The organism is Gemmobacter megaterium (assembly GCF_900156815.1).
Lineage (GTDB): Bacteria > Pseudomonadota > Alphaproteobacteria > Rhodobacterales > Rhodobacteraceae > Wagnerdoeblera > Wagnerdoeblera megaterium.
This window is the reverse complement of sequence record NZ_FTOT01000001.1, coordinates 291952-310159: the sequence shown is the minus strand read 5'-3', so window position 1 is coordinate 310159 and position 18208 is coordinate 291952. Positions and strand designations below refer to the sequence as shown.

General features: G+C 65.9%; 18 protein-coding genes. 14 read left to right on the top strand and 4 right to left on the bottom strand.

The features are described 5' to 3' along the window. Positions 1–2 precede the first annotated feature (2 nt). The 6 genes from BW970_RS01440 to BW970_RS01415 are packed head-to-tail and all read left to right on the top strand — an operon-like array spanning position 3 to position 5646. Entirely contained in the window at positions 3–890 is an 888-nt protein-coding gene (locus tag BW970_RS01440; protein ID WP_076527975.1) for a branched-chain amino acid ABC transporter permease, read from the top strand. A 1-nt stretch (position 891) separates the two neighbouring features. Continuing rightward, positions 892–1962 (top strand): branched-chain amino acid ABC transporter permease, encoded by a 1071-nt coding sequence (locus BW970_RS01435; RefSeq protein ID WP_076527973.1) that lies wholly within the window; start codon positions 892–894, stop codon positions 1960–1962. Positions 1963–1989: 27 nt separating this feature from the next. Further along, positions 1990–3255 carry an ABC transporter substrate-binding protein gene (locus tag BW970_RS01430; RefSeq protein ID WP_076527972.1) on the top strand — a complete coding sequence of 422 codons (1266 nt, stop codon included), beginning with the start codon at positions 1990–1992 and terminating at the stop codon, positions 3253–3255. 59 nt (positions 3256–3314) lie between these two features. Beyond that, entirely contained in the window at positions 3315–4109 is a 795-nt protein-coding gene (locus tag BW970_RS01425; RefSeq protein WP_083701088.1) for an ABC transporter ATP-binding protein, read from the top strand. Positions 4110–4119: 10 nt separating this feature from the next. Further along, positions 4120–4905 (top strand): DUF169 domain-containing protein, encoded by a 786-nt coding sequence (locus tag BW970_RS01420; protein WP_083701087.1) that lies wholly within the window; start codon positions 4120–4122, stop codon positions 4903–4905. Between the two features lie 30 nt (positions 4906–4935). Continuing rightward, the gene (locus BW970_RS01415) at positions 4936–5646 is read left to right on the top strand and encodes a TetR/AcrR family transcriptional regulator (protein WP_076527970.1); all 711 of its coding nucleotides are present in this window, start codon (positions 4936–4938) and stop codon (positions 5644–5646) included. 143 nt (positions 5647–5789) lie between these two features. On the opposite strand, the gene BW970_RS01410 is transcribed toward BW970_RS01415, so the two are convergent. Beyond that, the gene (locus BW970_RS01410) at positions 5790–6569 is read right to left on the bottom strand and encodes an SDR family oxidoreductase (RefSeq protein ID WP_076527968.1); all 780 of its coding nucleotides are present in this window, start codon (positions 6567–6569) and stop codon (positions 5790–5792) included. 120 nt (positions 6570–6689) lie between these two features. Between BW970_RS01410 and BW970_RS01405 the strand changes: the two genes are divergently transcribed. After that, entirely contained in the window at positions 6690–7730 is a 1041-nt protein-coding gene (locus BW970_RS01405; protein WP_076527966.1) for a Hint domain-containing protein, read from the top strand. 126 nt (positions 7731–7856) lie between these two features. Here BW970_RS01405 and tyrS read toward each other — a convergent pair whose 3' ends face one another. Further along, positions 7857–9107 (bottom strand): tyrosine--tRNA ligase, encoded by a 1251-nt coding sequence (tyrS, locus tag BW970_RS01400; protein ID WP_076529139.1) that lies wholly within the window; start codon positions 9105–9107, stop codon positions 7857–7859. A gap of 64 nt (positions 9108–9171) precedes the next feature. Here tyrS and BW970_RS01395 point away from each other — a divergent pair, with 64 nt between their 5' ends. Beyond that, positions 9172–10266, top strand: coding sequence for an anhydro-N-acetylmuramic acid kinase (locus BW970_RS01395; RefSeq protein WP_076527964.1), 1095 nt, complete (start codon positions 9172–9174; stop codon positions 10264–10266). 170 nt (positions 10267–10436) lie between these two features. Further along, on the top strand, positions 10437–11807 hold the full coding sequence (locus BW970_RS01390) for a class II 3-deoxy-7-phosphoheptulonate synthase (RefSeq protein WP_076527962.1): 1371 nt from the start codon (positions 10437–10439) through the stop codon (positions 11805–11807). Between the two features lie 7 nt (positions 11808–11814). On the opposite strand, the gene BW970_RS01385 is transcribed toward BW970_RS01390, so the two are convergent. Beyond that, positions 11815–12519, bottom strand: a complete 705-nt coding sequence (locus tag BW970_RS01385; protein WP_076527960.1) for a PAS domain-containing protein — start codon at positions 12517–12519, stop codon at positions 11815–11817. A 240-nt stretch (positions 12520–12759) separates the two neighbouring features. Between BW970_RS01385 and BW970_RS01380 the strand changes: the two genes are divergently transcribed. Further along, a complete protein-coding gene (locus tag BW970_RS01380; protein ID WP_076527958.1) occupies positions 12760–12954 on the top strand; it encodes a heavy-metal-associated domain-containing protein in 195 nt (64 codons plus the stop codon). Positions 12955–13045: 91 nt separating this feature from the next. Beyond that, positions 13046–13951: an EamA family transporter RarD gene (gene rarD / locus BW970_RS01375; RefSeq protein WP_076527955.1), complete on the top strand. Its 906-nt coding sequence runs from the start codon at positions 13046–13048 to the stop codon at positions 13949–13951. On the opposite strand, the gene BW970_RS01370 is transcribed toward rarD, so the two are convergent. Continuing rightward, complete coding sequence (locus BW970_RS01370; protein WP_076527952.1) at positions 13948–15051, bottom strand: PQQ-dependent sugar dehydrogenase; 1104 nt, start codon at positions 15049–15051, stop codon at positions 13948–13950. The two genes, rarD and BW970_RS01370, sit on opposite strands and share 4 nt — an antisense overlap. A gap of 385 nt (positions 15052–15436) precedes the next feature. Between BW970_RS01370 and BW970_RS01365 the strand changes: the two genes are divergently transcribed. The 3 genes from BW970_RS01365 (at position 15437) to BW970_RS01355 (ending at position 18207) form a co-directional block, all read left to right on the top strand. After that, positions 15437–16621 (top strand): ABC transporter substrate-binding protein, encoded by a 1185-nt coding sequence (locus BW970_RS01365; protein WP_076527950.1) that lies wholly within the window; start codon positions 15437–15439, stop codon positions 16619–16621. A gap of 94 nt (positions 16622–16715) precedes the next feature. Then, positions 16716–17504: an ABC transporter ATP-binding protein gene (locus BW970_RS01360; RefSeq protein WP_076527947.1), complete on the top strand. Its 789-nt coding sequence runs from the start codon at positions 16716–16718 to the stop codon at positions 17502–17504. Beyond that, positions 17497–18207: an ABC transporter ATP-binding protein gene (locus tag BW970_RS01355; RefSeq protein ID WP_076527945.1), complete on the top strand. Its 711-nt coding sequence runs from the start codon at positions 17497–17499 to the stop codon at positions 18205–18207. The genes BW970_RS01360 and BW970_RS01355 overlap by 8 nt, the downstream gene beginning before the upstream one ends. The last annotated feature ends 1 nt before the right edge of the window (position 18208 follow it).

The window sequence follows — 18208 nt, the reverse complement described above, 5'->3', positions numbered from 1 at the left end:
ACATGGACATGATCCTGCTTGCGGAACTGGCGGTGAACGGCGTGTTCGTCGGGCTGATGTATGCCCTGATCGCTGCCGGGATCGTGCTGATCTACAAGACATCGGGCATTGCCAACATGGCGCAGGGCGCGCTGGCCATGACGGGGGCCTATGTGGTCGTCATCCTGGCCTCGGGGCTGGGAATGCCGATCTGGGTGGCCATTCCGCTGGCCATCGCGCTGATGTTCGCCTTTGGCGCCGCCATCGAACGGGTGGCGCTGCGCCGGATGATCGGACAGCCGGTGATCATGGTCATCATGCTGACCATCGGGCTGGAGATCCTGTTGCGCGGGGTGCTGCCCGGCTTTTTCGGCGCAGCGGTCAAGCGGCTGAACCTCGGGATCCCCAACACGCCGATCTTTCTGGGCGAATTGTTCCTGAACCGCGCGATCCTGATCGGCGGCGGGGTGTCGCTGGCGCTGATCCTGCTGTCGATCCTGTTCTTCAATTCGCGCTTCGGCATCATCATGCGGGCGGTCAGCGACAACCAGACCGCAAGCTGGTCGGTGGGGATCAAGGTCGAACGCGCGATTGCCGTGGCCTGGGGACTGTCGGCGACCATGGCCACCACCTCGGGCGTGCTGTGGGGGGCAACGCAGGGTGTGGACTGGTCGCTGTCGTTGCTGCTGATCAAGGCGCTGGCCATTGCCATTCTGGGCGGGCTGGACAGCATCGTCGGCGTGCTGGTTGCCGGAATCATCGTGGGGCTGGCCGAAAGCCTGGCCACGGGCATTCTGGACCCAATCGTCGGCGGCGGAACGCGCGATGTCGTCGCCTCGGCCATCATCCTGCTGACGCTGCTGTTTCGTCCACATGGCCTGTTCGGCCGCGAACATATCGAGAGGGTGTGACATGTTTTTCCGCAAGGCCGGGATCAGCTTCACCCGCTATCAGGACGAACGCCAGCTTTGGCGCCTGCCTGCCGATCGCTGGACCATTGCCGTGATCTTTCTGCTGCTGCTGGCAGCGCCGTTCCTGATCGACCGGCTGTATGTGATCAGCTACCTTCTGCCGCTGATCATCTGGTCGATGGCCGCGATGGGGCTGAACCTGCTGATGGGGGGCGCCGGGCAAATTCACCTTGGCTATGGGGCGGTGATCGGAATTGGCGCCTATGCCTCGGTCCATTCCATGCGGGCGGGCGTGCCGTTCGAGCTGGCCTTGATCATTGGCGGCGTGGCGGCAGCGGCGGTCGGCATCATCTTCGGCGCGGCAGCATTGCGGGTGAAGGGGCTGTATCTGGCCATGGCAACGCTGGCGATGCAATATATCGTCGATTTCGTCATCGTGCAGTTTCCCGCCATTTCAGGCGGCAGCCAGGCAGCGTTGTCCGTGCCGAATGTCACCTTCTTCGGCATCCCCGTGCAGGGGGACCGCGCGCCCTATTACGTCGCGCTGGCGATCTGTACCGTGCTGACGGTGTTCATGCTGAACGTTCGGCGCACCTCGTTCGGGCGTGCCCTGGCCGCAGTGCGGGAAAAGGACTATGCCGCCTCGATCATCGGGGTGGATCCGTTCCGCTACAAGCTGTTGGCCTTCTGGGTGTCGTCCTTCATCGGCGGCATGATGGGCGCCGTGCTGGCGGTCTGCTATTATCGCACCATCTCGCCCGACCAGTTCCATCTGGACCTGTCGATCCAGCTCGTCGCCATGGTCATCGTGGGCGGCCTGGGCAGCGTGCTGGGCGTGTTCCTTGGCGTCGGGCTGATCCTGTTCGCGCCGATCATCCTGAACCAGTTGATCAGTTGGGGCGCCGACCAGTTCGGCCTGGCGATCCCCATGGATCTGCGCGCCCATCTGCCATTGATGCTGTATGGCGCGCTGATCATGGGCTTCTTGCTGGTCGAACCGCTGGGGCTGGCGAAAATCTACAACAACATACGGAATTACTTCCTGGTCTGGCCCTTCCGCCACGCCCGGTAGTGATGAACGACAATGGGAGGAACTGACATGAGCCTGACACGTCGCAATATCCTGACAGGTGCCGCCGTCGCGGCCCTGGCCAGTCAACTGCCCGTCCGCGTGGCCTTTGCGCAGGACAAGACAATCCGCTTTTCCCTGCCGATGGACTTCACGCGGGTCTATACCTTCGTCACCTCGGAATACAGCCAGGGCCAGCGCGACTATATCAGCCTGATCAACGGCCGGGGCGGCATCGGCGGCTATACCATCGTGCCCGATGTCAGCGACCACGCGAACGACCAGCCCCGCGCGATCGAAGCCTACGAGCGTGGCAAGTCGCAAGGGGCGGTGCTGATCGACCCGCTGTCCACCCCGGTGGCCCGCGCGCTGGTGCCCCGTGTGCTGGCCGACAAGATCAACATGGTCACGGCGTTCTCGGGCCGGTCCGATGCGGCCGATGGCACGGCCTTTCCCTATGTCTTTCCGCTGTCGCCCAACTACTGGACCCAATCGGGCCTGCTGATCGACTTTTTCAAGCAGCAGGACGGCGGATCGCTGCAAGGCAAGACCATCGCCTTTGTCCATATCGATACACCCTTTGGCAAGGAACCGCTGCCGATCCTGGAAAAGCTGGCCGAGAAAGAGGGCTACAAGCTTGTCGCCTTCCCCTATACCCCGCCCGGCAACGACCAGTCGGCGATCTGGCCGCAGGTGCGCCGGGCCCGGCCCGACTGGGTGATGTTCTGGGGCGCCGGGGTAGGCCAGACCGTGGCCCTGACCGAAGCGGCGCGCAACGGGCTGGACATGAGCCGGGTGTCGGGCAGCGTCTGGGTGTCGGAATCTGACATGGATGTCGTGGGCCGCGACCAGACCGTCGGCGTGCTCAAGGTCGAACCCTGCGCATCGGGGCGTGATCCCAAGATCATCCAGGACATCCTGTCCGAGGTCGTCGGCACCGGCAAGGGCGCCGGACCCGAGGACAAGGTGGGCACCGCCTATTACAACTATGGCGTGATGATCACCGCCCTGATGCTGGAAGGTGTGCGCCGCGCGGTCGAGATTGCCCCTGACGGCCCTGTCAGCGGCGAATGGCTGAATGCCGGGCTGAACTCGATCACCGACTACACCGCCGAAGGGCTGATCCCCTCGACCACGATCACCCCCGAGGATCACCAGGGCGGCGGCATGGCCCGCATCGCCCGCTGGACGGGCGAGCGGTTCGAGCCGGTGACAGACTGGTTCAGCGCCAACCAGGATGTGGTCTGGGAAGAGGTCCGCAAATACTCGGAAGAGTTCAAGAAGACCGGCAACTGATACCCTGCCCCGCCCGTCCGCCAGTCTGGCGGGCGGGGCCCTTGACGACGGGATGAACCATGGCCCTGCTTTCGGTCAACAGTGTCGAAGTGGTCTATGACCAGGTGTCGCTTGCGGTGAAAGGCGCCTCGCTTGAGGTGCCAGAGGCCGGGCTTGTCGCGCTGCTGGGCGCGAATGGCGCCGGCAAGAGCACGATCCTGAAATCCATCAGCGGCCTTCTGGCCCCTGAACGGGGCGCGGTGACGCGCGGGTCGATCACCTTCCAGGGGCAGGACATCCTGGCACTGGACCCGCCGGCCCGCGTGCGGCGCGGCATCGTGCATGTGCTTGAGGGGCGCAAGGTCTTTGAACATCTGACGCCCGAGGAAAACCTGATCGCCGCCACCACCATGCACAGCGACCGCGCGATGATCACCGACATGGTCGCGCATATGTTCGAGCTGTTTCCCCGGCTCAAGGATCGCGCGCGGGCCAAGGCGGGCTATCTGTCGGGGGGCGAACAACAGATGCTTGCCATCGCCCGCGCGCTGATGACCCGGCCCAAACTGCTGATGATGGATGAGCCCAGCCTGGGCCTTGCCCCGTTGCTGGTGGACGAGATCTTCGACATCATCACCCGCATCAACCGCGAAGAAGGCGTGGCGGTGCTGCTGGTCGAACAGAATGCGGTTGCGGCGCTGGACGTCGTCAGCCATGCCTATCTGATCGAACAGGGCCGTATCGTGATGCACGGCCCCGCCGAAGTGCTGCGCGAGAACCCCGACATCAAGGAGGCATATCTGGGCGGCGGCACCACCCATGTGGATTACCACGGCGTCAAACATTATCGCCGCCGCAAACGCTGGCTGGCCTAGGAACACCGTCATGGATACCGCACCCACACCACAGATCGACAGCCGCATGATCGCCGCCGCGCTGGAGCGGTTGCTGAAACTGCGCAGCCTGCCCTTTGGCATGAAGATGTTCACCGACCGGGCCGAGATGCAGGCCATCCCCCGCATCCGCCGCCCGAAGGATGTCCATACGCTGGACCAGATCGTCGCCCAGGCGGCGCGGCTGGGCTGGACCGTCGGGGTCACGGCCGAGGATCTGGTGGGCGACCAGTGCCGCGCCGTCGTCGGCCTTGGCCGGGCGCAGACCGCGAAATGGCAATCGGGCGAACATATGACCGGCGTCTGGTTCCAGGACCAGCCCGGCGCCGCCGCGCATCAGGCCGCCATGCATTGCGTGCCCGAGGGCCAGTATGATGCGCTGGTGGTGTCGCCGCTGGCCTCGGGGCGGCTCGACCCGCCCGACATCGCGCTGTTCTACGCCACGCCCGGCGCGATGATCTATTTCATCAACGGCCTGCAATGGCAGGGCTACAAGCGGTTCGACTGGTCGGTCGTCGGCGAAAGCGCCTGCGCAGACAGTTGGGGCCGCGCGCTGGTCCGGCGCGAACCCTCGCTGTCAATCCCGTGCTTTGCCGAACGCCGCTATGGCGGGGTTCTGGACGACGAAATGCTGATGGCCGCGCCGCTGGCCGACATGGCCAAGGCCATCGAGGGCATGGAGGCGCTGGCCCGCAACGGCTTTCGCTATCCCTTCCCGCAATATGGCATCCAGCAGGATGCACGCGCGGGGCTGGGATTCAGCTACGGGGATCGCTAGAACGGCAGGCGTCGCATTCCAGGGGCCACCATGACTCAGCGCAAGACGAAACGCACCGTCAACCGCCTTCCCCCCGAACGGCGCATCTCCGACATCATGGCCGCCGCCCGCGAGGTCTTTACCGAAAAGGGCTATTCCGAGTCGCTGATCTCGGACATCGCCGAACGGGCGGGGGTGGTCGAGGGCACGATCTACCGTTTCTTCACCAACAAGCGCGACCTGCTGCTGCGCGTGGCCGAAGAATGGTATGTCGAGATGATCTCCAAGGATGCGGCCGGGTTCGAGGCGGTCAAGGGCGAATGGAACCGGCTGCACTATCTCATCTATCACCACCTGCTGTCGATCAAACGCGACCCCGGCCTGTCGCGGCTGGTGTTTCTGGAACTGCGTCCCGATCCGCTCTACCGCGAAACCCGGCTGTTCACCCTGAACCGCGACTATACCCGCCGCATCGCCGACGTGGTGCGCGAGGGCATGGCCAACGGCGTGTTCCGGGCCGATGCCTCACCCTCGCTGGTGCGCGACATGGTGTTCGGTGCGGTCGAACACCGGACCTGGTCCTTCCTGCGCAGCGAAGGCGATTTCGATCCCGAAGGCTCTGCCCAGGCGCTTGCCGACATGATCTATGCCGGCCTTCTGCCGCATACAGAACTGGCGCGCGATACCGTGCTCGCGCGGCTGGACAAGGTGGCCGGGCGGCTGGAACGCGCCGCCGAACGCCTTGCCCCCCCCATCGCCTGATCCCGCCCCCGGCCGGTCCAGACCGCATATGCCCTGCCCCGCATGGCCACCGGGGCCATGTCGCCAGATCGAACCGTCAGGGACAGCGGCAGGCCCCCGCCGGCCAGACGGGGGGCAGGCCCCCCGCCCCGCGTGCCACGGGATCAGAGCGTGCTGTTGAACGCCCCGCCGTCCAGCAGGATGTTCTGCCCGACAATGAACCCGGCGTGCTGCGAACACAGGAACGCGCAGGTCGCCCCGAATTCGTCGGCCGTGCCATACCGGCCTGCGGGAATCGCCGCGATGCGTCGCGCCTTGGCCTCTTCGACGCTGATGCCCTGCGCCTTGGCCGCGCCGCCGTCCAGCGACGCCGCGCGATCGGTCGCATGAAGGCCCGGCAACAGGTTGTTGATCACCACGCCTTTGGGGGCCACCTGACGCGCGGTCCCCGCGACAAAGCCGGTCAGCCCCGCGCGCGCCGAATTCGACAGGCCCAGCACGCCGATGGGCGATTTCACCGACTGGCTGGTGATGTTGACGACCCGGCCCCAGCCACGCTCCATCATGCCCGGCAACACCGCCTGCATCAACGCGATGGGTGTCAGCATGTTGGCATCCAGCGCCTTGATGAAATCCTCGCGGCTCCAGTCCGACCACAGTCCGGGCGGCGGGCCACCGGCATTGGTGACAAGAATATCAACCTGCCCCGCCGCCTCCAGCACGCGGGCGCGGCCGTCTTCGGTGGTGATATCGGCGGCGATGGCCGTAACCTTGACCCCATGCGCGGCCCGGATCGCCTGTGCCGTGGCCTCCAGCGCCTCTGCTCCGCGTGCGTTCAGCACCAGATCCACCCCGGCCCCGGCCAACGCCTCGGCACATCCGCGCCCCAGCCCCTTGGAGCTTGCGCAAACAATCGCGGTTTTCCCCTTGATCCCCAGATCCATTTCCTGCCCTTTCTGTCCTGCGCCCCGGTCCTGCCATGATCGTGACATGGAAAGGGCCCCGCCCAGTCCTACACTTGCCCGACGCCAAGGCCAACCGCCTTGCCTGCTGACGGAGGCCACATGACCAGCTCGCCCGAAACCCGCAGTGCCGCCCATGTGGCGCATGTCTTTGCCGCCGCCGACCTGTTCGTGACCTCTGGCGCCAATCTTGGGGACGGGCTGGCCGAAATCGAGGATCTGTGTGCCGGCGATGTCTACGAACTCGACGCCATGGCGCAGCCCTTGCGGCTGGCGCTGGCCCGCCCGCGCGATGGCGGCCCGCCGGCCCGCCAGCAGGTGGTGGCGCCAGGCTCCGAGGTCGGCGACCCAGGGGATCCCGTCGCGCTGTCGGCCCGGCTGACCCTGATGGCGCCAGACGGGCAAAAGGTCGAACTGCTGCTGCTGCGGCACCGGGCGGCAGGCCGGGCCAGCCAGACCACCCTTTATGCCCTGCCGCTGACCCCGATCGCGCCGCGCACCGACTATACCCTGCTGGCCGCCGAAGATCCGCCGGACGAGCTGCGGCTGTCGGACCTGATCTGCCTGTCGTTCCATCGCGGCACACGGATCACGCTGGCCTCGGGGGCCCAGCTACCGATCGAACAACTGACCGCGGGCAGCCGGGTGCTGACCCGCGACCATGGCCCCCAACCCATCCGCTGGATCGGTCGCACGACGCTGCGCGCGCGCGGTTCCTTTGCGCCGGTGGTCATCACCAGCGGCACGATGGGCAACGACGGAGACCTGATCGTCGGCCCGCATCATCGCCTGTTCCTGTATCAGCGCGACCGGCTGCCGGGGCTGCCCACCGCGGAACTGCTGGTCCAGGCGCAGCATCTGGTCGATGACGACACCATCTTCAGGCGCGAAAGCGGATTTGCCGAATATTTCAGCCTGGTCTTCGACCGGCATGAGATCATCTATGCCGAAGGCATCCCCGTCGAAAGCCTGATGGTGAATGAGGCGACGGTCGCCGCCCTGCCCCCCGAACTGGCCGAAGCGGTGCGCAGCCAGTTGCCGGGCCTCAGTCAGCACCAGCATTTCGGCGTCGAACCGGATGCCGAACATCTGGGGGCGCTGCGCCCGCGCGCGATCCGGCGGGGACGGGCGCGCCCTCATTAGACCTCGGGCCTGTGGCGGCTGCGGGCGGGGGGCGCTGCCCCCCTGGGCTGCATGACGCAGCCCTCCCCCCGGGGTATTTGGAGCAAGATGAAAGGGGCGCCGGATCTGGGGCGCCCCGCTTTGGTTTCAGCCCAGCGTCACCAGAGCATGGCGTTTGCGCCCTGCGGTCAGTTTCAGCGGTTCGGCAAGATCCTCGGCGCGGATGATGCGGCCCGCGTCGGTCGCATCGGCGTCATTCACCCGCGCGCCGCCTTCGGCGATCAGACGTTTGGCCTCCTTGCCGGATTTCGCCAGCCCTGCGCGCACGAAGAGCTGTGACAGGCTGATGCCATCGGCGGCTTCCTGGGCGCTCAGGGCAACGGTTGGCAGCTCGCCCCCGATGCCCCCTTTCTCGAACACCTCGCGCGCAGTGGCTTCGGCCGCCGCCGCCGCCTCGGCGCCATGCAACAGCGTTGTCACCTCGTTGGCGAGGATCACCTTGGCACCGTTGATCTCTGCGCCGCCAAGCGCGCCCAGCCGGTCGCAGTCCTCGACCGGAAGCTCGGTATAAAGCTTGAGGAACCGGCCCACATCGGCATCGGTGGTATTGCGCCAGAACTGCCAGAACTCGTAGGGGCTCAGCATCTCGCCGTTCAGCCAGACGGCACCGCCTGCCGACTTGCCCATCTTGCGCCCGTCGGAAGTGGTCAGGAGCGGAGAGGTCAGGCCAAAGATCTGCGCGTCGATCACCCGGCGCGTCAGGTCGATGCCGTTGACGATATTGCCCCATTGATCCGACCCGCCCATCTGGAGCAGACAGCCATAGCGGCGGTTCAGCTCCAGGAAGTCATAGGCCTGGAGGATCATGTAGTTGAACTCCAGGAACGACAGCGATTGTTCCCGGTCTAGCCGCGATTTGACGGACTCGAAAGACAGCATCCGGTTCACGCTGAAGTGCCGCCCGATGTCGCGCAGAAACTCCAGATAGTTCAACCCGTCCAGCCATTCGGCATTGTTGAGCATGATGGCATCGCCGCCCCCCGGCCCGTAGGACAGGTAGCGCGCAAAGACCTTTTGCATCCCCGCGATGTTCTCGTCGATCTTTTCGGGAGTCAGAAGCGGGCGTTCGTCGGCCCGGAACGACGGATCGCCCACCTTGGTGGTGCCGCCGCCCATCAGGGTGATCGGCTTGTGCCCGGTCTTTTGCAACCAGCGCAGCATCATGATGTTCAGCAGATGCCCGACATGCAATGACGCCGCCGTGGCATCATAGCCGATATAGGCTGGCACAACCCCCTTGACCAAGGCTTCGTCCAGCGCCTGATAATCGGTGCAATCGGCCACATAGCCCCGCTCGAGCATCACGCGAAGGAAATCGGATTTGGCATGGTAGGTCATGGCATCATCATCCATAGTTCGGGTGCGCGCCGGTATAGCTGCGCGCAGAGCCAAGGGGAAGCGCATGTTGAAGGCAGGGCCGGTCTGGGCACTTGGCGCGATGTCGGGCACCTCGCTCGACGGGGTGGATGCCGCCATGCTGTTGACCGACGGGACACGGATACATGAGTTCGGACCGTCGGCCTTCCGACCTTACAGCCCGGCCGAACAGGCCACGCTGCGTGCGGCGCTTGGCACATGGCCGGATGACCCGCGCGCCGATGCCGCGGCCGAAGTGGTCGAGAACGCCCATGCCGAACTGCTGTCCCGCTTCGACAATGTCGATCTGGTGGGATTTCACGGCCAGACCCTTGCGCATGATCCGGGCGGGCGGGGCACGCATCAGGCCGGCAACGGCGCCATCCTGGCCGAAGTGCTTGGCCTGCCGGTGGTCTGGGACTTCCGCTCCGACGATGTGCGGCTGGGCGGGCAAGGGGCGCCGCTGGCGCCGTTCTATCATTTTGCCCTGGCCCGCCGTCTTGGCGCCGATCCGGTGGTCTTCCTCAACCTTGGCGGCGTCGGAAATCTGACCTGGGCCAACCCGGCCCTGGCCGAGCCACAACTGGCCGGGGCGCTCTTTGCCTTTGACACCGGCCCCGCCAATGCCCCGATCAACGATCTGATGCAGCGCCGCCTTGGCCTGCCACATGACCAGAACGGCGCGCTTGCGGCCCTGGGCACCCCGGACGAGGCCGTGGTCGCAGATTTTCTGCGCCATCCCTATTTCTTCCGCATGGCGCCCAAATCGCTGGACCGCGACGCCTTTTCCGCCTTGGCCCAGGCGGTCGAACCGCTGTCCGACTCGGATGCCGCCGCGACCCTGACCGCCGCCGCCGCCGCCGCCGTCACCGCGGGCCTGCCGCATCTGCCGGCCGTCCCGTCCCTTGTGCTGGCCACAGGCGGCGGCCGCCACAACCGCAGCCTGATGCAGGCCCTGTCCACCCGCCTGCCCTGCCGGGTCGCACCCGTCGAAGAGGCGGGGTTCGACGGCGACATGCTCGAGGCCCAGGCATTCGCCCATCTCGCCGTCCGCGTCGCCCGCGGGCTGCCCACCTCCTGCCCCGGCACCACCGGCGTCGCGGCGGCGGTCGGCGGCGGGCAGATCACCACCCCCGCCTGAGCCCGGCCACAGCTCTTGTCCGGCGCATTTTCATCTTGCTGCAAATACCCCGGGGTCCGGGGCAGCGCCCCGGCGGTTGCCACCGCGCAGCCGGCACGGGCATTTTGCGGTGGCGTCACACCGGGCCTGCCCCTATATCGGTTCCGACTGGGCAGGAACCGGAGGATATCATGGCCAAGGGATGGAGCAAATCGGACTGGCGCGCCAAGCCGCGCATCCAGATGCCGGACTATCCCGATCAGGCTGCGCTCCGCGCGGTCGAGGCGCAACTGGCGAAATATCCCCCCCTTGTCTTCGCGGGCGAGGCGCGGCGGCTCAAGAAACAGCTTGCCGACGTCTCCTCGGGCAAGGCGTTCCTGCTGCAAGGCGGCGACTGCGCCGAAAGTTTTGCCGAATTCAGCGCCGACAACATCCGCGACACGTTCAAGGTGCTCTTGCAGATGGCCGTGGTGCTGACCTTTGGCGCCAAGGTGCCGGTGGTCAAGGTGGGCCGCATGGCCGGACAATTCGCCAAGCCGCGCAGCGCGCCGACCGAGGTGATCGCGGGCACCGAACTGCCCAGCTATCGCGGCGACATCATCAACGGCTTCGACTTCACCCCGGATGCCCGGTTGCCCGACCCGGCACGCATGTTGCAGGCCTATACCCAGGCCGCCGCCAGCCTGAACCTGTTGCGCGCCTTTTCGACCGGCGGCTATGCCGATATCCACCGCGTGCATTCCTGGACGCTGGGCTTTGCCGAACATGACAAGGCCGAACGCTACCGCGAGATTTCCAACCGAATCTCGGATGCGCTGGATTTCATGTCGGCCGCCGGGGTCGATGGATCGAGCGTCACGCAACTGTCCACCGTGGAATTCTACACCAGCCACGAGGCCCTGCTGCTGGAATATGAAGAGGCCCTGTGCCGGATCGATTCGACCACCGGCCTGCCGGTGGCAGGGTCCGGCCACATGATCTGGATCGGCGACCGCACGCGCCAACCCGATGGCGCGCATGTGGACTTCTGCCGCGGCGTGCAGAACCCGATCGGGCTGAAATGCGGGCCCTCGATGACCACCGATGACCTGAAACGCCTGATGGCGACCCTGAACCCCGAGAATGAGGCCGGGCGCCTGACCCTGATCGCCCGTTTCGGCGCCGGAAAGGCCGGGGACCACCTGCCCCGCCTGATCCGCGCGGTGCAGGAAGAGGGGGCGAGCGTGGTCTGGTCCTGCGATCCGATGCATGGCAACACGATCAAGGCGGCCAGTGGCTACAAGACCCGCCCCTTCGACAGCGTGCTGCGCGAGGTGCGCGAGTTCTTTGCCGTTCACAAGGCCGAAGGCACGGTTCCCGGCGGTGTGCATTTCGAAATGACCGGCAAGGACGTCACCGAATGCACCGGCGGCCTGCACGCGGTTTCCGACGAGGATCTGTCCAGCCGCTATCACACCGCCTGTGATCCGCGCCTGAACGCAAGCCAGTCGCTGGAACTGGCCTTTCTGGTGGCCGAAGAGCTTTCGGCGCAGCGCCGGGCGAGCCGCAGCCAGGCGCTGTAGCCCGGCCTCAGCCCTTGATCAGCCGCAGATGGGGCTGGCGCTTGACCGCAGGAACAAAGATGGCCGGGCTTTCGGCCAGCCCCGGAACCATCGGGCGCGCGCCTGCCTGTATCTGCGGCGAGGCATCGCTGCGCCGGGTCTCTGTCTGCGGCATGGCAGGCGCGGCGGTCACACCGCTGATCGGGCGACAGGCGCCTTCGGACAGGGCAAAGCGGCGCGGCGTCCGGCCGGGCGGCGTGTCGGTGACAAGGCAGGCCAGCGCGCGGTCGGGCTGGCCCGTGCGGCCCAGCATCGGCAACACCAGCAACTGCCCGCCACAGGGCGCCTGCATGAAGCCGCGCTCTCCCTCCAGCCGCAGCCGCGCGATGGCGGGGCCGGCGAACACCCGTTCCATATGCGCCGACAGGGCGGCGCGGGCGGCCGGAACCATCAGCGCCGTCAAGGGCATTCCGCGGACATCCATGCCCAGCATGTCGCAGACGGCCATGCCTGCCAGCCGGATCCGCACCTGTCCGGGCGCGATGCGTTCCAGCAGCAATGTGCAATCCAGCAGGTCGGCAATGCCGCGCGGATCGAAATCCGCCCGGTGCGGCAGGCTGCGACCGTCTGGGCGCAACGCCTGCCAATAGCCTTCCATCTGCGCGAACTGCGGCGGCACCGTCACACCCATCTGTCCTGCACCTTTTCCCCGTCCATCCCAAACCAGCCGCATCGCGCACTCCCTGTCCGGTGCTTGCGGTGTCATGGTTAAGGCTACCGCAATGCTCGTTACCAAACCCTTAATACCCGCGGCCGACGCGAATCGGATGGGGTTTCTGAGGAACTGGTTAAAGCTTGAAAGACCCGCCCTGCCGTAAGGGGATGGCGAAAGCGGATCTCACCCCATCCAGCCCCTTGACCTTCCCCTTGCTGGAAGGCCCAGATCCCCGATACCCCTTGCAAGGAGCTTGCCATGAACCTGTCGATCCCGGACATGACCTGCGGCCACTGCCGCGCGTCTGTCACCCAGGCGCTGACGACGCTTGACCCCGGCGCAAAGGTCGAGGTGGACCTGACCGCCCGCACCGCCCGTGTCGAAACCACGGCCCCGCCAGAGACGGTCATCGCAGCCCTGGCCGCCATCGGATTCGAGGCAACCGCAGGCTGATCCATCACATCCGTTGATCCTGCGGGGGATCAATTCGGCATTGGACCTTTCCGGCGCCACGGCGTAACCCCTATGCCGGAAGGAGATCCGCATGACCGCTACCGTTTCCATGCCCGCCCAGGGTGGCGACAGCCCGCGGGGGTTCGCCTTTGCGCTCGCGGCCTATCTCATGTGGGGGTTTCTGCCCGTCTACATGAAGGCGCTCGCCAATGTGCCCACGCTGGAGGTGCTGGCCCACCGCGTGCTGTGGTCGGTGCCGGTGGCGCTGGCCGTGCTGGTCTGGCTGGGCCGCACCTCTGACCTGCGCGCCGCGCTGCGCAGCCCCAAGATGCTGGCGATGGCGGCGCTGACGGCGGCGCTGATCTCTGTGAACTGGGGGTTGTATGTCTATGCCGTGCAATCCGGCCAGGCGATGGAGGCGGCGCTGGGGTATTACATCAACCCGCTGTTCAGCGTCCTGCTGGGCCGGGTGCTGCTGGGCGAGCGGCTGGACCGGCTGCAATGGCTGTCGGTGCTGCTGGCCGCTGCGGCAGTCGTTCTGCTGACGGTCGAAACCGGGCGCGTGCCCTATCTGGCCATCGGCATGATGCTGAGCTGGGGTTTCTATGCCTATTTCAAGAAATCCCTGCCGCTTGGCCCCAATCAGGGCTTCACGCTGGAGGTGATCCTGCTGACCCCCTTTGCCCTTGCGTGGATGGTCTGGTTAATGGCCTCCGGGCAGGCGATCTTTCTGAACGGGGATACCACGACCACGGCGCTGCTGGTCGGGGCGGGTATTGTCACGGCGGTGCCACTGATGGTCTATGCCAACGGGGCCAAGCTGTTGCGACTGGCGACCATCGGCATCATGCAATACATCACGCCGACGCTGATCTTCCTGACGGCGGTCTTTGCCTTTGGCGAGCCGTTCGGCCAGGCCCGCGCCATCGCCTTTCCGATGATCTGGGCCGCGCTGGCCATGTACACCTATGCGCTGATCCGGCAGTCCCGCCGTTAATCGGCGGGCGCCATGCGGAAAAGCGCGCCATGCGTGACTGACAGGAACCACAGCGCCCCGTCCGGCCCCTGACGCACGTCCCGGACCCGGCCGGTCTCTGGCGCCTTGATCCGTTCCTCGGCAAAGCCCTTGGCCGGATCAAGGCGCGCGATATGATCGAACTTCAGGCTGCCCACCATCAGGCTTCCGGTCCAGCCGGGCATCAGCCCGCCGTCCCAGACGGCCAATCCCGATGGGGCTATCGACGGATCCCAGTAGTGGGCCGGCTGTTCCATGCCAGCCGCCTCTGTTCCGGTTCCGATCGTGTCGCCATTGTAATTCACGCCATAGGAAATCACCGGCCAGCCATAGTTGCGGCCCTGTTCCACAAGGTTGATCTCGTCCCCGCCCCGCGCGCCGTGCTCGGCCACCCAGAACCGTCCGTCCGGACCAAAGGCCGCGCCCTGGATGTTACGGTGGCCAAGGCTGACGACGCCCGGCGCCCAGCCATCGGGCGCGGGCAGTGCCGCCCCGTCGCGGGTGATGCCGATGACCTTGCCGATGCTGCTGGCCGGATCCTGCGCTTCTGTCCCGCCGGGGCCGGTGCCGCGATCGCCGGTCGCCAGCCGGATCGTTCCATCCGGCGCCTCGGCCAGCCGGGCACCGAAATGCCGTCCGCCGCGCGCCGGATCGCCCGTCCATACCGTCTCGAATCCCTCCAGCGATGTACCATCCGCCGACAGGGTGCCACGCCCCATCGCGGTGGCCACACCGCCCCGGACAGCGACGGAATAGCTGAGCCAGACCTCGCGGCTGGTGGCGAAATCGCGCGGGACCATCACGTCAAGCAGCCCACCCTGCCCACTGACCCGCACCTTGGGCCCCCCCGAGATGGGCCGGGCCGTGCCGTCGCGGATCATCGACAACCGCCCGCCGCGTTCCGTCACCAGCACCGCGCCATCAGGCAGGAACGCAAAGCCCCAGGGCTCGTCGAATCCGCCGGCCATTTCCGAAATGCGCAAAGGCCCGGCAGAGGTCTCGACCAAGGCGGCCTGGGCGGAAAACCCTGTCAGCAGGGTGGCGAACAGCGGGGGCAGCAGGGCCGTGGTGCGATTGTTCATCGCTTTCAGATGGGGTGCGCAACCGCCGCGATCCAGAGCGGAACGCCATGGCTGACAACCAGTTGAACACAAGGACCGACCGTTGGCCACCAAGCCGGGCATGACATGGCGCGCAGACCCTGAGGCAGATCGCAGCGCGCCATACGCCCCCCGCGCGGGGCAACCCCCCGGCACGACGCCGCGCCGCGCTGGGGGCTGGTCAGAGCGTTTGGGATGGGCTAGCAAAGTGACAGGGCGCCATGCGCCTGCCGGGCAACCGGCCTGCCCGAGTGGCGTAGCAAGGGGTTGACGCCAATTCCCCCCTTGTTCCGCGCCACGGGATCGGCAAGGCTCGGATCCGGCAAAGACCACTAGGGACCGAATGGTCCATACCAGGGAGATACGCATGAAGAAGCTGCTTCTGGCCTCGACGGCCGCCTTTGCGCTGGCAGGTGCTGCCCACGCCGAAGATATCAAGATCGGCATCTCGGTCGGCTTCACCGGGCCGCTGGAATCGCTGGCACCGCAGATGGCGGCGGGTGCGGAACTCGCCTTCAAGGAAGTGACCGACTCGGGCCTGCTGCTGGGCGGCAGCACGGTGTCGAGCGTGCGCGCCGATTCCACCTGCATCGACGCCGCCGCCGCGACCGCCGCGGTCGAGCGGATCGTGACTTCGGACAAGGTGCGCGGCATCGTCGGCGGCATGTGCTCGGGCGAAACCATCGCCTCGCTGAACAACGTGGCCATTCCGAATGGCGTCGTGATGATTTCGCCTTCGGCCACCTCGCCTGCGCTGACCTCGCTGGAAGCGAACGGCCTGTTCTTCCGCACCTCGCCGTCGGATGCCCGTCAGGGCGTGGTGATGACCGAGATCATGCAGGAACGCGGGATCAAGTCGGTTGCCGTGACCTACACCAACAACGACTATGGCAAGGGTCTGGCCGACAGCTTCCAGGCCGCATTCGAGGCGGCGGGCGGCAAGGTGACGATCAACGCCCCGCATGAAGACGGCAAGGCCGACTATTCGGCCGAAGTCGCAGCCCTGGCCGCAGCGGGCGGCGAGTTGCTGGTTGTTGCGGGCTATGTCGATCAGGGCGGCTCGGGGATCATCCGCGCTGCTTTGGACACCGGCGCCTTCGACACGTTCGAATTCCCCGACGGCATGGTCAGCCAGGCGCTGGAAGACCGCTTTGGCGCCGAAATCAACGGCTCGTTCGGGCAGAACCCCGCATCGGCCGGCGAAGGCCGCGATCGCTATGTCGAAATGGCGACGGCTGCGGGCTTTGACGGCACCTCGGCCTTTTCGGCGGAAAGCTATGATGCCGCTGCGCTGATCCTGCTGGCGATGGCCAAGGCCAAATCCTCGGATCCGGCGGTCTACAAGGCCGAAGTCCTGAACATCGCCAATGGCGATGGCGAGGTGATCCTGCCGGGCCAACTGGCCAAGGCGCTGGAAATCATCAACGCGGGCGGCTCGGTGAACTACGAAGGCGCGACGGCGGTGACCTTTGTCAACGGCCGCGAAAGCGCCGGCTCGTACCGCGAGATCGAGTTCAAGGACGGCAAGCTGGAAGTGGTGAAATACCGCTGATCGGTTGATATCGGGGGGCGCGGTTTTCCGCGCCTCCCACAATGACGAGCGGTCCGGCACGCAAGGCACGGCACCGCCACACGGGGAGCAACGCATGATTGTCGTGGAGAACCTCCACCGGCATTTTGGCGGATTTCGCGCTGTCGATGGCGCATCGCTGGAAATCGCCACCGGATCCATCACCGGGCTGATCGGGCCGAACGGCGCCGGAAAGACCACCCTGTTCAACGTCATCGCCGGACGCCTGCCGCCCACAAGCGGCCGGGTTCTGATGGATGGCGAGGACATCACCGGGCTGCCACCGCACGAGCTGTTCCACAAGGGGCTGCTGCGCACCTTCCAGATTGCGCATGAGTTCGGCAGCATGACCGTGCGCGAGAACCTGATGATGGTGCCCGCGCACCAGTCGGGCGAGACGCTGTGGAACACCTGGTTTGGCCGCAAGCGGATTGCCGAGGAAGAGCGGCGCCTGCGGGACAAGGCAGACGAAGTTCTTGAATTCCTGACCATTTCTCATCTGGCCGACCAGAAGGCGAGCCAGATTTCCGGCGGGCAGAAAAAGCTGCTGGAACTGGGCCGCACCATGATGGTCGATGCCAAGATCGTCTTTCTGGACGAGGTGGGCGCAGGCGTGAACCGCACGCTGCTCAACACCATCGGCGATGCCATCGTGCGGTTGAACAAGGAACGCGGCTATACGTTCTGCGTGATCGAGCATGACATGGATTTCATCGGACGCCTGTGCGACCCGGTGATCGTGATGGCCGAGGGCAAGGTGCTTGCACAAGGCACGGTCGATCAGGTCAAGAGCGACGAGCGCGTGATCGAGGCGTATCTGGGCACCGGGCTGAAGAACAAGATCAAGGAGGAGGCCCATGGCTGATCCGTTTCTGATCGGGTCGGGCATGACCGGCGGCTATGGTGGCGCCGATATCCTGCACGATTGCACGCTGGCGGTCGAACGGGGCGAGATCGCGGTGATCGTCGGCCCGAACGGGGCGGGCAAGTCCACCGCGATGAAGGCGGTCTTCGGGATGTTGAAGCTGCGTCAGGGCCATGTCCGCCTGAACGGCGAGGACATCACGCATCTGAGCCCGCAGGCCCGCGTGCACAAGGGCATGGGGTTCGTGCCGCAGACCCACAACATCTTTACCTCGATGACGGTGGCCGAGAACCTGGAAATGGGCGCCTTCATCCGGCACGACGATTTCCGCGATACGATGGCGCAGGTCTATGACCTGTTTCCGATCCTCAAGGAAAAACGCAACCAGCCCGCAGGGGAACTCTCGGGCGGGCAGCGCCAGCAGGTGGCCGTGGGCCGCGCGCTGATGACGCGGCCCTCGGTTCTGATGCTGGACGAACCGACCGCCGGGGTCAGCCCCATCGTGATGGACGAATTGTTCGACCGCATCATCGAGGTGGCGCGAACCGGCATTTCCATCCTGATGGTGGAACAGAACGCCCGCCAGGCGCTGGAGATTGCCGACAAGGGCTATGTGCTGGTGCAGGGCGCCAACCGCTTTACCGATACCGGCAAGGCGCTGATGGCCGATCCCGAGGTGCGCCGCACCTTTCTGGGAGGATAAG

Coding starts and splice junctions, on each gene's coding strand:
- BW970_RS01370 (WP_076527952.1), bottom strand. CDS start 15,051: ATGAACAATCGCACCACGGCCCTGCTGCCCCCGCTGTTCGCCACCCTG.
- BW970_RS01405 (WP_076527966.1), top strand. CDS start 6,690: ATGACCAGCTCGCCCGAAACCCGCAGTGCCGCCCATGTGGCGCATGTC.
- BW970_RS01435 (WP_076527973.1), top strand. CDS start 892: ATGTTTTTCCGCAAGGCCGGGATCAGCTTCACCCGCTATCAGGACGAA.
- BW970_RS01385 (WP_076527960.1), bottom strand. CDS start 12,519: ATGCGGCTGGTTTGGGATGGACGGGGAAAAGGTGCAGGACAGATGGGT.
- BW970_RS01390 (WP_076527962.1), top strand. CDS start 10,437: ATGGCCAAGGGATGGAGCAAATCGGACTGGCGCGCCAAGCCGCGCATC.
- BW970_RS01440 (WP_076527975.1), top strand. CDS start 3: ATGGACATGATCCTGCTTGCGGAACTGGCGGTGAACGGCGTGTTCGTC.
- BW970_RS01420 (WP_083701087.1), top strand. CDS start 4,120: ATGGATACCGCACCCACACCACAGATCGACAGCCGCATGATCGCCGCC.
- BW970_RS01355 (WP_076527945.1), top strand. CDS start 17,497: ATGGCTGATCCGTTTCTGATCGGGTCGGGCATGACCGGCGGCTATGGT.
- BW970_RS01365 (WP_076527950.1), top strand. CDS start 15,437: ATGAAGAAGCTGCTTCTGGCCTCGACGGCCGCCTTTGCGCTGGCAGGT.
- BW970_RS01395 (WP_076527964.1), top strand. CDS start 9,172: ATGTTGAAGGCAGGGCCGGTCTGGGCACTTGGCGCGATGTCGGGCACC.
- BW970_RS01415 (WP_076527970.1), top strand. CDS start 4,936: ATGACTCAGCGCAAGACGAAACGCACCGTCAACCGCCTTCCCCCCGAA.
- rarD (WP_076527955.1), top strand. CDS start 13,046: ATGACCGCTACCGTTTCCATGCCCGCCCAGGGTGGCGACAGCCCGCGG.
- BW970_RS01430 (WP_076527972.1), top strand. CDS start 1,990: ATGAGCCTGACACGTCGCAATATCCTGACAGGTGCCGCCGTCGCGGCC.
- BW970_RS01410 (WP_076527968.1), bottom strand. CDS start 6,569: ATGGATCTGGGGATCAAGGGGAAAACCGCGATTGTTTGCGCAAGCTCC.
- BW970_RS01425 (WP_083701088.1), top strand. CDS start 3,315: ATGGCCCTGCTTTCGGTCAACAGTGTCGAAGTGGTCTATGACCAGGTG.
- BW970_RS01380 (WP_076527958.1), top strand. CDS start 12,760: ATGAACCTGTCGATCCCGGACATGACCTGCGGCCACTGCCGCGCGTCT.
- tyrS (WP_076529139.1), bottom strand. CDS start 9,107: ATGACCTACCATGCCAAATCCGATTTCCTTCGCGTGATGCTCGAGCGG.
- BW970_RS01360 (WP_076527947.1), top strand. CDS start 16,716: ATGATTGTCGTGGAGAACCTCCACCGGCATTTTGGCGGATTTCGCGCT.